This is a genomic window from Buchananella sp. 14KM1171 (assembly GCF_041380365.1).
GTDB lineage: Bacteria > Actinomycetota > Actinomycetes > Actinomycetales > Actinomycetaceae > Buchananella > Buchananella felis.
In genome coordinates this window covers 981,853-994,382 of the sequence record NZ_CP159981.1, presented here as the reverse complement: position 1 = coordinate 994,382, position 12,530 = coordinate 981,853, and the positions used below count along the sequence as shown (strand labels likewise).

Annotated in this window: 10 protein-coding genes; 7 read left to right on the top strand and 3 right to left on the bottom strand. The window is 72.3% G+C overall.

Translation table 11 applies throughout. From position 1 onward, the window contains the following. Positions 1-46: 46 nt before the first annotated feature. Together metX and ABYF38_RS03920 are read right to left on the bottom strand one after the other, a co-directional pair. Positions 47-1,372, bottom strand: a complete 1,326-nt coding sequence (gene metX / locus ABYF38_RS03925; RefSeq protein WP_371152840.1) for a homoserine O-acetyltransferase MetX — start codon at positions 1,370-1,372, stop codon at positions 47-49. Positions 1,373-1,410: 38 nt separating this feature from the next. Continuing rightward, positions 1,411-2,775 carry an O-acetylhomoserine aminocarboxypropyltransferase/cysteine synthase family protein gene (locus ABYF38_RS03920; protein ID WP_371152988.1) on the bottom strand — a complete coding sequence of 455 codons (1,365 nt, stop codon included), beginning with the start codon at positions 2,773-2,775 and terminating at the stop codon, positions 1,411-1,413. Between the two features lie 212 nt (positions 2,776-2,987). On the opposite strand from ABYF38_RS03920, the gene ABYF38_RS03915 reads away from it, so the two are divergent. After that, the gene (locus ABYF38_RS03915; RefSeq protein ID WP_371152839.1) at positions 2,988-4,346 is read left to right on the top strand and encodes an NlpC/P60 family protein; all 1,359 of its coding nucleotides are present in this window, start codon (positions 2,988-2,990) and stop codon (positions 4,344-4,346) included. Positions 4,347-4,438: 92 nt separating this feature from the next. On the opposite strand, the gene ABYF38_RS03910 is transcribed toward ABYF38_RS03915, so the two are convergent. Continuing rightward, positions 4,439-4,939, bottom strand: a complete 501-nt coding sequence (locus ABYF38_RS03910; protein ID WP_371152838.1) for an inorganic diphosphatase — start codon at positions 4,937-4,939, stop codon at positions 4,439-4,441. Positions 4,940-5,035: 96 nt separating this feature from the next. Here ABYF38_RS03910 and dacB point away from each other — a divergent pair, with 96 nt between their 5' ends. The 6 genes from dacB to folP all read left to right on the top strand — a co-directional run bounded on the left by dacB (position 5,036) and on the right by folP (position 12,454). Next, on the top strand, positions 5,036-6,487 hold the full coding sequence (gene dacB, locus ABYF38_RS03905) for a D-alanyl-D-alanine carboxypeptidase/D-alanyl-D-alanine-endopeptidase (RefSeq protein ID WP_371152837.1): 1,452 nt from the start codon (positions 5,036-5,038) through the stop codon (positions 6,485-6,487). Between the two features lie 6 nt (positions 6,488-6,493). After that, entirely contained in the window at positions 6,494-7,684 is a 1,191-nt protein-coding gene (gene tilS / locus ABYF38_RS03900; protein ID WP_371152836.1) for a tRNA lysidine(34) synthetase TilS, read from the top strand. Positions 7,685-7,758: 74 nt separating this feature from the next. Next, positions 7,759-8,319: a hypoxanthine phosphoribosyltransferase gene (gene hpt / locus ABYF38_RS03895; RefSeq protein ID WP_371152835.1), complete on the top strand. Its 561-nt coding sequence runs from the start codon at positions 7,759-7,761 to the stop codon at positions 8,317-8,319. A 180-nt stretch (positions 8,320-8,499) separates the two neighbouring features. After that, positions 8,500-10,680, top strand: a complete 2,181-nt coding sequence (gene ftsH / locus ABYF38_RS03890; RefSeq protein ID WP_371152834.1) for an ATP-dependent zinc metalloprotease FtsH — start codon at positions 8,500-8,502, stop codon at positions 10,678-10,680. Further along, positions 10,677-11,453 (top strand): GTP cyclohydrolase I FolE, encoded by a 777-nt coding sequence (gene folE / locus ABYF38_RS03885; protein ID WP_420492506.1) that lies wholly within the window; start codon positions 10,677-10,679, stop codon positions 11,451-11,453. Before ftsH ends, folE begins: the two co-directional genes overlap by 4 nt. Beyond that, the gene (folP, locus tag ABYF38_RS03880) at positions 11,450-12,454 is read left to right on the top strand and encodes a dihydropteroate synthase (protein WP_371152833.1); all 1,005 of its coding nucleotides are present in this window, start codon (positions 11,450-11,452) and stop codon (positions 12,452-12,454) included. The genes folE and folP overlap by 4 nt, the downstream gene beginning before the upstream one ends. Positions 12,455-12,530: the final 76 nt, after the last annotated feature.

Below are 12,530 nucleotides of genomic sequence, written 5' to 3'. Positions count from 1 at the left end.
CCACCTCACGCGCAGCGAAACCGGCCCGGCCCCGGGCTCGGGTGGCTCAGCGGCGGGTGTCGTACCAGCCGCCCCTGGCGTTGGAGGTGCGGCGGCGGGCGAACAGCTCGGTCAGGCGGGCAGTGGAGCTCTCCTCGCCGCCGTCCGGGGCGGCGCCCCCTGAGGCGGGCGGGGCGGCAGCGTCGGACGCGAAATCCACCGGCTCCAGCAGGGGGGCCGGCTCCAACTGCGGGGCGGTGGCCAGGAACTCCCGCAGCGCGGCGGCCAGCTCCTCGCTCTCCACCAGGAAGCCGTCGTGGCCGCAGGGGGAGGAGAGCATCATCAGCTGGGCGTCGGGCACGTGGGAGGCGATCAGGTGGGACTCGGCCGGCGGGAAGAGCCGGTCGGAATCCACCGCCACCACCAGGGTGCGCGCCGCGATCTGCTGCAGGGCGCGCACGTAACCGCCCCGGCGGCGGCCCACGTCGTGCCTAATCATCGCGTGGGTCAGGGTGCGGTAGGAGCCGGCGTCGAAGCGCACCGCCAACTTGGTGGCGTGGTACTCCAGGTAGGACTGCACGGCGAAGCGGCCGCCCGTGAGCGGCTCCTCCGTCTTCTGCGGCACGCGGCCGAAGCGGGCGTTGAGCTCGTCGGCAGTGCGGTAGGTGGCGTGCGCGATCGCCCGCGCGATCCCCAGACCGCGGTAGGGGCCCTGGCCGGGCGGGGCGTCGTAGTAGTCGCCGTCTTTGAAGGCCGGGTCCAGCTCCAGGGCCGCCAGCTGCGGGTAGGCCCAGCTGATCTGGTCCGCCGTGGTGCGCGCCCCGGAGGCGATCACCACCAGGTTCTCCACGCGGTCGGGGGACATGAGCGCCCACTCCAGCGCCCGGTGCCCGCCCATGGACGCGCCGATCACCAGGTGGAAGCGGGAGATGCCCAGGTGGTCGGCCAGGCGCATCTCCGCCGCCACCTGGTCGCGCGGGGTTAACTGCGGGAAGCGCGAGCCCCACGGCCGCCCGTCCGGGGCCAGCGAGGACGGGCCCGTGGAGCCCTGGCAGCCGCCCAGGATATTGGCGGCCACCACGAAGTAGCGGTCGGTGTCGATCGCCTGGCCCGGCCCCACCAGCTGCGGCCACCACGGCCCGTTCGGGTGCCCCGGCCCGGCCTGGCCGGCCACGTGCGAGTCCCCGGTCAGGGCGTGCAGCACCAGCACCGCGTTGGAGCGCTGCGCGTTGAGCTCCCCGAAGGTCTCGAACGCCAGGCGGATGGGCAGCTCCTCGCCGGACTCGGTGCGCAGCCAGCCCAGCTCGGCGAACTGGCGGTTGCCCACTGGGTCGCCCTCCAGCCAGCCGCCGCTCGCGCGCAGCTGGCTGGGGTCGTGGCCGGGCCTGCTCATCGCTCCACCTCGCTCCTGGGATGTGACGGGAGGGCGGCCTAGAGGGTGCCAGCGGCCTTAGCTGCGGCCTGCCCGGCGGCGAGCGCCTGCTCCAGGTCCGCGATCAGGTCCTCCGGGTCCTCCAAACCGACCGACAGGCGCAGCGTACCCGGGCCGATGCCGGCGGCGCGCAGCTGCTCCTCGGTGAGCTGGGAGTGCGTGGTGGAGGCGGGGTGGCTCACCAGGGAGCGCACGTCACCGATGTTGACCAGGTGCAAGAACAGCTTGGTGGCGTTGACGAACGCGCGCCCGGCCTCCAGGCCGCCCTTGATGTCGAAGGAGAACAGCGCGGAGGCGCCGCGCGGGTAGTAGCGCTGGGCCACCTCGTAGTAGGGGGAGGAAGGCAGGGAGGCCCAGTGCACCGCCTCCACCGCCGGGTGGTTCTCCAGGAACTGCGCCAGCACGTGGGTGTTGGCGACGTGGCGGTCCATGCGCAGCGAGAGGGTCTCGATGCCCTGGGCCAGCAGGAACGCGGAGAACGGGGACAGCGCCATGCCCAGGTCGCGCTGCAGCTGCACGCGGGCCTTCAGGATGAACGCCAGGTTGGCTCCCAGCGGGCTGCCCACGCCCAGGTCGCGGGCGTAGACCAGGCCGTGGTAGCTGGCGTCGGGCTCGTTGAAGCCGGGGAAGCGCTCCGGGGAGGCGGAGTAGTCGAAGTTGCCGGAGTCCACGATCGCGCCCGCGATAGTGGAGCCGTGGCCGCCCAGGTACTTGGTGGCGGAGTGCACCACGATGTCCGCGCCGTACTCGAAGGGCCGGATCAGGTAGGGGGTGCCCACCGTGTTGTCCATGATGAGCGGCACGCCCACCGCGTGGGCGGCGTTCGCCACGGCCTCGATGTCGAAGACGTCGCCGGTCGGGTTGGGCACGGTCTCGCCGTAGAAGGCCACCGTGTTCTCATCGGCCGCGGCCCGCCAGGAGTCGGGGTCCTGGGAGTCCTCCACCCAGTGCGCGGTGATGCCGTACTGCGGGAGCACGTTGGTGAAGAGGTTGCGGGTGCCGCCGTAGATGGAGCGGGAGACCACCACGTTCTTCCCGGCGCGCGCCAGGTTCAAGATGGCCAGGCTCTCCGCCGCCTGCCCGGAGGAGGTCAGCAGGGCGCCCACGCCCCCCTCCAGGTTCGCGATGCGCTTCTCCACCACGTCCAGGGTGGGGTTGCCGATCCGCGTGTAGATGGGGCCGCCGTCCTCCAGCCGGAAGCGGGCGGCGGCCTGTTCCGCTGAGTCAAAGACAAAAGCGGCGCTCTGGTAGATCGGCAGCGCGCACGCGCCGCTACCAGGGGCGGGCTCCTGCCCGGCGTGAATCTGACGAGTGGTAAAGCCCCAGCCCTGGGGGTCTTGCGCAGTGGGAGTCACGCCGCCCAGGGTAATGCCCCGGGGCGCGCCGCTCTATACCGTGTTCGGGGCTTGGAAGGGCGGGGCGGCGCGCCTACGTTTTCACCCCGCAATCGCCGTGATTCGAGTCTCGTTCGGGCGCGGAGCGTCCACACTGCGCTAACCTGAACCTCGACCTGAGGGAGAGGGTTTTGTGCCCCGGGGTGTTTTCTGATTCACGTTAGAGGAACTCGATGAGGCAAATGCTGGCTCGGCGACCGCGACGCGTTGCGGCGTCCGTAATCGCTGCGGTCCTTGCGATCGGTGGCCTGGCCACGGTGGCGCAATCCGCCCCCAGCGACTCCGATATTGAAGAATCCCGCCAGAAGGAGGCAACCCTGGCGGGCTCCGTCGCCTCCCTGGAACTGCAGCTGATCGACATCTCCGCGCGCCGCGACGCCGCGCAGCTGGAGGTGCAGATCGCCTCAGAGGACTACCAGTTCGCCCGCGACCAGCTGGACGCGGCCACGAGGGTGGCCGAGGAGGCCCGCAACTCCGCCTCCGCCGCCCGCGAGCAGGAGCAGACCGCCCGCTCCCGCCTGGCGCAGGTGGCCGCCAACGCCTACCGCAACGGCGGCGGCTCGCTGACCGCCTTCGAGCCCTACCTCACCGAGGGGGGCCTGACGGAGATCGACCTGAAGGCGGCCGCTGTGGACCGCCTGGGTACGCGCGCCGAGTCCGAGGTGCAGAGCTACAACGCCCTGGAGCAGGCGGCCACCACCCTGGAACGCCGCGCCGTGGAGGCGGAGGAGGCCCAGAGCCTGGCCACCGCCGAGGTGGAGACCCGCTTCCAGCAGGCGCAGGCCAAGTCCAGCGACCTGACGGCGCAGGAAGCCGCCCTGGACGAGGAGAAGACCAACGTTCTCAACCAGTTGGCCACCCAGCGCGGCACCACCGCAGAGCTGGAGCGCCAGCGCGACGAGGAAAACGAGCGCATCCGCCGCGAGCAGGCCGAGGCTGAGGCCCGCCGCCAGGCGGAGGCCGAGGAGGCCGAGCGGCAGGAGCGCGAACGCCTGGAGCGCGAGGAGCGTGAGCGGCAGGAGCGCGAGGAGGCCGAGCGGCGCGAGAACGAGCAGAACTCCGGTTCCGACGGCGGCTCCGGTGGCAGCTCCGACGGCGGCGGCTCCACGTGGGCCCCGCCTCCGCCGGCCGAGCCCGCGCCGCCCCCGCCGCCCCCTCCGCCGGTGTCCAACGGCAACGGTTGGGGTGCGGTGCAGTTCGCCCGCAACGCCATCGGTGTGCCCTACGTGTGGGGCGGAGACTCCATGGCCGGCTACGACTGCTCCGGCCTGGTGCAGGCCGCCTGGGGCTCCCAGGGCTACTGGCTCTCGCACTCCTCCCGGATGCAGTACGCGGAGACCACGCGCGTCCCGCTGAGCGCGCTGGAGCCCGGGGACCTGGTGTTCTGGTCCTCCAACGGCACCCGCTCCGGCGTCTACCACGTGGCCATCTACTCCGGCAACGGCATGATCATCCACGCCCCCCAGCCGGGCGCCTACGTCACCGAGATCCCGCTGTACTACTCCGGCGGCATCATGCCCTACGGCGGCAGGGTCGGTTAGCAGCCCCCGGCCGGCGCCGACGCCGGTACTAAGCGCGCAAACGCCTTGGGGCGGGAGGAATCATCCTCCCGCCCCAAGGCGTTTGCGTTAGCTCAGTGGGCCTGGTGGCCGGCCTCGCGGAAGCGCTCGTAGGAGCGCAGGATCTCCGCCTCGGTCTCCTCGCGGCCCGTCCAGTAGGCGCCCTCCACGGACTTGCCGGGCTCCAGGTCCTTGTAGACCTCGAAGAAGTGCTGGATCTCCAGGCGGTGGAACTCAGAGACGTCCTCGATGTCGGTGCGCCAGGAGGCGCGCTGGTCGGAGGCCGGGACGCACAGCACCTTGTCGTCACCGCCGGCCTCGTCGCGCATGCGGAACATGCCCAGGGCGCGGCAACGGATCAGGCAGCCGGGGAAGGTGGGCTCCTCCAGCAGCACCAGGGCGTCCAGCGGGTCGCCGTCCTCGCCCAGGGTGTTGTCGATGAATCCGTAGTCGTCCGGGTAGCGCGTGGAGGTGAACAGCATGCGGTCCAGGCGGATGCGACCGGTCTCGTGGTCAACCTCGTACTTGTTGCGGTTGCCCTTGGGAATCTCGATGGTGACGTCGAACTCGAGCATTGCTGCTTCCCTTCTCTGGCTACGAAGCGGACTACAACTATTGTCCTATCCTTACACGGAGGGCAGAACAGCTCAGCATAAAGAGAGGCGTGAGCTTTGGAGAAATCCGCTTGGGTTGCCGCAGGCTTGACGGCGGCGTTGGTCTCAGCGTCGGTGGGATACGTGGTGTTGGACGTCTTGGACGTGGCGCCCGGAATGCTGACCACGCAGGAGCCGCGCGCGGCCGCCGCGCCGCCGCCTACGTTGCCCTCCCTCGCGGTGGGGGTCAACGCGCGGGGCCAGGAGATCGGCCCGCCCCTGGGCGCCGATTCCGTGGCCGCGATCGAGTCCGCGGTGGCCGACTTCGCGGGCGCGCAGCTGTTCGCGCGCCAGGAGGTCACCGAGGAGCCGGCGGCGGAGGGCGGGGCCACCCCGGCCCCCACAGTGCGCGTGGTGCCGCCCGCCGCCACCGCGGTCCTGATCTCTGACGCCGTCACCGGGGAGGTGGTGGCGCAGCACAACGCGGGCCAGGCCCTCACCCCGGCCTCCACCATGAAGACCCTGGCGGGCATCGCCGTGCTGGGCCGCGTGGGTGGCGGCAAGCGCCTGGAGACCGCCACCCTCATCGAGGGGCAGACCGTCTACCTGCGCGGCGGCGGCGACATCTACCTGGCCCCGGACGCCGGCAACCCGTACGGGGTCAGCGGGCGCGCCGGCCTGGGCGACCTGGCCCGTTCCACCGCTGCGGCGCTAAAGGCCAAGGGCCTCTCCTCGGTGCACCTGGCGCTGGACGACACGCTCTTTCCCGCCTCCGACGCCTTCAACCCGAACTGGGAGGGCAGCGAGGACTACGTGGGCAAGGTGGTGCCGATCGCCATGAACGGCACCTTCGAGCCCGAGGTGGGCTACTACGACGACCCGGCGCTCGCGGCGGCCCAGACCTTCCGGGGGCACCTGGAGGCGGCCGGTATCGCGGTCGAGGGGGAGCTGGAGCGGGCGGCCACCCCGCAGGAGGCCGTGGGCCTGGCGGCGGTGGAGTCCGCCCCCGTCTACGAGCTGGTCAGCCGGTCCCTGAAGGAGTCCAACAACACCTCCACCGAGGTGGAGTGCCGTCTGGTGGCGGTGGCGGCCGGCAAGCCTGCCACGTTCCAGGGGGCCACGGAGGCGGTGCGGGAGTTCCTCACCGAAGTCGGGGTGGACACCGAGGGCCTGGTGATGAACGACTGCTCCGGCCTGTCCGACGTCTCCAAGGTCTCCCCGCGCACGCTGGTGAGCGTGTTGCAGGTGGCGCGCGGCTCGCAGCGCTACCCGCAGCTGCAGCTCTTCGACTCCGCCCTGGCCTTCGCCTCGGTGGACGGCACGCTGGGGCGGCGCTACCTGGAGGACACGCCGCTGCTGCGCGGCAAGACCGGTTCGCTATCCAACGTGGCCTCGCTGTCCGGCACGCTGGTGACCAAGTCGGGCCGCCCGCTCGATTTCGCGATCATCTCTGACGGCTTCGCCGAGGGCGGCCTGTGGGGGGCGCGCCTGGAGATCGACGCGCTCATCTACGCCATCTCCGAGCAGTAGCCGCCCGTGCCGGCCCTTTGCAGCCCTCCCGGCCCCGGCGCGCTGCCCGCCCTGGGCGCGGTGAGGCGATGCCTGGACGACGTTCCGCCCGGCGCCCGGATCCTGGTGGCCTGCTCCGGGGGCGCCGATTCCCTGGCGCTGCTGCTCGCGGTGGGGGAGCTGGTGCGCCCGGGCGGGGCGCGTGAGGACCTGCGCGGCGCGGCCCGCGCGCTGCACGTGGATCACGGGCTGCGGCCCGAGTCGGGCGCGGAGGGTGACTTCGTGGCTGGGGTGTGCGAGCAGCTGGGACTGCCGCTGCTGCGGGTGGGCGTGGACGCCCGGGTGGGCCGGGATGGCCGGCGCCGGCCGGGCGGACCGGAGGCCGGGGCGCGCGCGGCGCGGCGCGAGGCATACGCGCGCCACCTGGAGGCGGGCGACTTCCTGCTGCTGGGGCACACCGCGGACGACCAGGCCGAGCAGGTGCTCCTGGCCCTGGCCCGGGGCGCCGGGCTGCGGGCGGTGGCCGGCATCTCCCCGCGCGCCGAGCTGGCCGGCGCGGTCATCCTGCGCCCACTGCTGGGGCTGCGCCGGGCCCAGACGGAGGCCGCCTGCGCGGCCTTCGGCACGCACTACGTGCGCGACCCCTCCAACCGGGCCGACGGGCCCTGGCGGGCCGCCGACGGCAGCGCCCTGCGTCGCGCGGCCGTGCGCGAGCGCGCCCTGCCGGCCCTGGCCGCGGCGCTGGGGACGGACCCGATCCCCGCGCTGGCCCGCACCGCCGCCCAGGCCCGGGCGGACCTGGAGGCCCTGGACCTGCTGGCCGCCCGCCTCTACCGGGAGGCCCTCCTCCCCGGCGGCGGGCCGGCGCTGGCCTCGCAGGCAGGGGGCGGCGCGGCGGCGACGTCGGCCACCAACGCCCACCGGGAGGGCGGCCGGGGTGGCGAGGCGGCGGGCGGAGCGTCGGCCAACCAGGGCGGCGAAATCCGCCTGGACTGCGCCATCCTGGCCGGCGCGCCACGGGCGCTGCGCACCCGCGCGCTCCACCTGGCCGGGCAGGAGGCGGGGTGGGAGCCCAGCGCCATCAACGCCAGCCACATCGACGCCCTCGACGCGCTCGTCACCAGCTACCGGGGGCAAAAGGAAACACACCTGCCAGCAAACGTGCGCGCCCACCGCAGCGGGCCCGCGCTCAGAATCTGGCGGAAAAACGGGCCGTAACGCCGGGCGGGCCTGACCGGTGCGCAATCGTGGCAAGATTTCCTTGACGGCACCGCGCAACCACGGAGGGCAAGTTGGACAGCAGCGACATGGGCAATGACCTGAAGAGCATCCTGGTCACGGAAGAGCAGATCCAGGAACGACTGACCGAGATGGCCGCGCAGATCGACGCGGACTACGCGGGCCGCGAGATCCTGCTGGTGGGCGTGCTGCGCGGCGCCATCATGGTGATGGCGGACCTCTCCCGCAAGCTCCACACCCCCGTGCAGATGGACTGGATGGCGGTGTCCTCCTACGGCTCGGGCACCAAGTCCTCCGGTGTGGTGCGCATCCTGAAGGACCTGGACTCCGACATCACGGGCAAGCACGTCCTGATCGTGGAGGACATCATCGACTCCGGCCTGACCCTGTCCTGGCTGCAGGCCAACCTGCGCACCCGCGGCGCCGCCACCGTGGAGATCGCCACCATGGTGCGCAAGCCCGAGGCCGCCAAGGTGGAGGTGGACGCCAAGTACGTGGGCTTCGACATCCCCACCGAGTTCGTGGTCGGCTACGGCCTGGACTACGCGGAGAAGTACCGCACCCTGCCGTTCATCGGCACCCTGGCCCCTCACGTCTACGGCGCAGAGGGCTAACCCGGAAAACCGGGCAGGGGCGGCGCGGCGGGAACACCGCCCCGCCGCCCTTTCCCGTTGCCCGACTGCGGGCAGTGGCACCGGCCGGGCGCCGCCACTGCCCTACGCGAAACTCTCAGGCGCCCCCCAGCACTATCGGCTACGGTGCTGATACCTGTAACTAGAGGGAAGCCCAGGTATATGTCCGAAAAGAAGAAGCCCGCGCAGTTCTTCAACGCCCGCCTGTTAATGATTGTGGTGGCGGGTGTTGTGATGTTCGGTTCGGTTGCCTACGTCTTTGGTAGCCCGTACAAGGAGATCGACACCTCCTCCGGCCTGGAGCTGATGGCTGGCAAGACCGTGGAGCGTGCCGTGGTCACCGAGGGCATCCAGACCGTGCGGCTGGACCTGACCGAGGACTTCACGGCGCCGCCCTCCTCCAAGGCCACCAAGGAGAAGAACGTCGGCAAGCAGGTGCAGTTCACGTACGTGGACGCGCAGGCCGACCAGGTGGCGGGGCTGCTGAAGAACGTCGGTAAGTACGGCTACAACTCCGTGGTCCCCACCTCCCCGTGGTACCTCAGCCTGCTGTCCATCTTCCTGCCGATCTTGCTGCTGGTGGGCGCCTTCTGGTTCCTGTCCACCCGGATGCAGTCCGGGCGGATGGGCGGCTTTGGCAAGTCCAAGGCGAAGAAGTACAACAAGGAAAACCCGCCGGTCCGGTTCACTGATGTGGCGGGCGTGGACGAGGCCATCGAGGAGCTGCAGGAGATCCGCGAGTTCCTGGCCGACCCGCGCAAGTTCCAGGCCGTGGGCGCGCGCATCCCCAAGGGCGTGCTGCTCTACGGTCCGCCCGGTACCGGTAAGACCCTGCTGGCGCGCGCCGTGGCCGGAGAGGTGGGCGCCCCCTTCTACTCCATGAGCGGTTCGGAGTTCGTGGAGCTCTACGTGGGCGTGGGCGCCTCCCGCATGCGCGACCTGTTCGAGCAGGCCAAGGACAACGCCCCGGCGATCATCTTCGTTGACGAGATCGATGCGATCGGGCGCTCGCGCGGTTCCGGCCTGTCCGGCAGCGGCGAGGAGCACGACCAGACCCTCAACCAGCTGCTGGTGGAGATGGACGGCTTCGACGACAACGCCAACGTGATCGTCATCGCAGCGACCAACCGGCCCGAGGTGCTGGACCCGGCACTGCTGCGCCCGGGCCGCTTCGATCGCCAGATCGCGGTGGAGGCCCCGGAGCTCAAGGGCCGCGAGGCGATCTTGGCGGTGCACGCCAAGGGCAAGCCGCTCACCCCGGACGTGGACCTGAAGGCGCTGGCCAAGCGCACCCCGGGCTTCACGGGCGCGGACCTGGCCAACGTGCTCAACGAGGCCGCCTTGCTGACCGCCCGCTCCAACGCGCAGCTGATCGACAACCGGGCCCTGGACGAGGCCATCGACCGGGTCATGGCGGGCCCGCAGAAGCGCACCCGCGTGATGAACGACGTGGAGAAGCGGATCACCGCCTATCACGAGGCCGGCCACGCCCTGGCGGCCGCGGCCCTGCGCTACACGGACCCGGTGACGAAGGTGACGATCCTGCCGCGCGGCCGGGCGCTGGGCTACACGATGGTGCTGCCCACCGAGGACCGCTACTCCACCACCCGCAACGAGCTGCTGGACAAGCTGGTTTACGCCCTGGGTGGGCGCGTGGCGGAGGAGCTGGTGTTCCACGACCCGACCACCGGCGCCTCCAACGACCTGGAGAAGGCCACGGCCACGGCCCGCAAGATGGTCACCCACTACGGCATGTCCGCCTCGGTGGGCCTGGTGAAGCTGGGCGAGCCGGAGCAGAACGCGAGGTTCTTTGGCGGGCAGGGGCGCGACTACAGCGATGCGGTGGCCGCCCAGGTGGACGCCGAGGTGCGCGCCCTCATGGACGCGGCCCACGCCGAGGCCTGGGAGATCCTCACCCAGTACCGCGACGTGCTGGACGCCCTGGCGGCGGCCCTGTTGGAGCGCGAGACGCTGCTGGAGGGCGACCTGCGCGAGGTGTTCGCGCCGGTGGTCAAGCGCGCCCCGCGCGAGCAGTGGTCTATCGCCGCCGACCGCGTGCCGAGCGGGCCTGCGGTTGCCTCGCCCGGTGAGCGCCTGGGCAAGGTGGCCGACGCTGCCGCCCTGGCCGCAGCGAGCGAGCCGGCCGCCCCGCAGGGGCCGGCGGTGCCGGGCGGCGGTTACGCCGACTCCGGGGAGGCCGTGACGGCGGAGATACCGCTTCAGCCCGCCCCTGCCGCCGACGGTGCGGGTACTGACGGCGCGGGTAGCGACGGCCCGGGTACGGGCGCGGCCGGCGCCGGTACGGGCGCCGACGGCGTCGGCAATGGCGAGGTGGCCCGGTGACGCGGCGGCAGTTGCGCCAGGCGGCGCAGGAGGCCGCCCAGTCCCAGGTGACCGGCCCCGGCCAGTCCACGTCCCGCGCGGCGGGCGAGGGCGGCGAGAAGAAGCCGCGCGGCGCCCGGGCCGTCGAGGCGCGCGCGACCGAGCACGCCCAGCAGGCGGCGCAGTCCACCGGCCGCAAGGCAAGGCGGGCCAAGCACTCCGGTCAGTACGACGCCGCCGCGGTGGAGCGGGCGATCCGCGACCTGCTGGTCGCGGTGGGGGAGGACCCGGACCGCGAGGGGCTGCGGGACACCCCGGCCCGGATGGCCCGGGCCTACCGGGAGCTGTTCGGCGGGCTGGAGCAGGACCCGGCCCGCCACCTGGAGGCGGTGTTCGACATCGGCCACGAGGAGCTCGTGATCGTGCGGGACATCCCGTTCTACTCCACCTGCGAGCACCACCTGCTGCCCTTCCACGGGCAGGCGCACGTGGGCTACATCCCCGGCCCGGACGGTCGCGTGACCGGCCTGTCCAAGCTGGCGCGCGTCGTGGAGGGCTTCGCCCGCCGCCCGCAGGTGCAAGAGCGCATCACCTCCCAGGTGGCAGACGCCCTGGTGGAACGCCTGGGCGCCCAGGGCGTGATCGTGGTGCTCGAGGCCGAGCACATGTGCATGTCCATGCGCGGCGTGGCCAAGCCCGGGGCGCGCACCATCACCTCCGCCGTGCGCGGGCAGCTGCGCAACGCCGCCACCCGCGCCGAGGCGATGAGCCTGATCCAGGGCGGGCGGGCGTGACCGACCCGCTAGGGCTCCCCACAGCAGCGCTCCCGGAGCCGGCCGGCGCACAGGCCGGCCCCGGCCCGAGCGGCGCCGCGGCGGCGGCCCGCCGCGGCGCCAGCCTCGCCGCCGAGCTCCTCGGCGGCGCACCCGGAGCGGCCCAGCTTCCCCTGCTGATGGGGGTGGTCAACGTGACCCCCGATTCGTTCTCGGACGGCGGGCGCTTCACGAGCGTGGCCGCCGCCGTGGCGCACTCGCGCGCCCTGGTGGACCAGGGCGCGCAGATCCTGGACGTGGGCGGCTACTCGACCCGGCCCGGTGCCGCCCCGGTGGCTGCCGCCGAGGAGGCCGAGCGCGTGGTGCCCGTTATCGCGGCGCTGGCCCGCGAGCTGCCCGGCGTGCCCGTCAGCGTGGACACCTTCCGCGCCGAGGTCGCCGCCGCTGCGGTCGCGGCCGGCGCGGTCATGGTCAACGACGTCACCGGCGGCGCCGACCCGCGCATGCACGCCACGGTGGCGGCGCTGCGCCTGCCCACCGGGGCGGCCCCGATCTACCTGTGCCAGCACATGCGCGGCACCCCGCAGACCATGGACTCGCAGGCCACCTACACCGACGTGGTAGCAGACGTGAGGGGAGAGCTGGCCGCCGCCGTCGAGCGCTACCTGGCCGCGGGCGGGCAGGCCGACCGCCTGGTCCTGGACCCCGGCATCGGCTTCGCCAAGGACGCGGCGCAGTCCTGGACGCTCCTGGCCCACACCCCCACCCTGCTGGAGCTGGGCTACCCGCTCCTGATCGGCACCTCCCGCAAGCGCCTCCTGGCCGCCGCACTGGGAGAGGCCGACCAGGGGCCCACCGGGCGGGACGTGGCCACCGCCACCACCACCGCCCTGGCCGCACTGGCCGGCGCCTGGGCGGTGCGCGTGCACAATGTCGCATACTCCCGCGACGCGCGCGCGGTGGCCGCAGCGTGGGTGGCGGCGGGCGGCAGCGTCGTCCAACCACACCCACCGGGCGGCTGAAACACAAGACAAATAGGGCGCGCGGGCCGGCAAAGACCTCCGCGCACGTTTGCTGGCAGGAATAATCGGTAAGGGA

Bases quoted from the DNA above. Each gene is read 5' to 3' on its own strand.
- metX (WP_371152840.1), bottom strand. From the start codon at position 1,372: ATGAGCAGGCCCGGCCACGACCCCAGCCAGCTGCGCGCGAGCGGCGGC.
- ABYF38_RS03915 (WP_371152839.1), top strand. From the start codon at position 2,988: ATGCTGGCTCGGCGACCGCGACGCGTTGCGGCGTCCGTAATCGCTGCG.
- ABYF38_RS03910 (WP_371152838.1), bottom strand. From the start codon at position 4,939: ATGCTCGAGTTCGACGTCACCATCGAGATTCCCAAGGGCAACCGCAAC.
- ftsH (WP_371152834.1), top strand. From the start codon at position 8,500: ATGTCCGAAAAGAAGAAGCCCGCGCAGTTCTTCAACGCCCGCCTGTTA.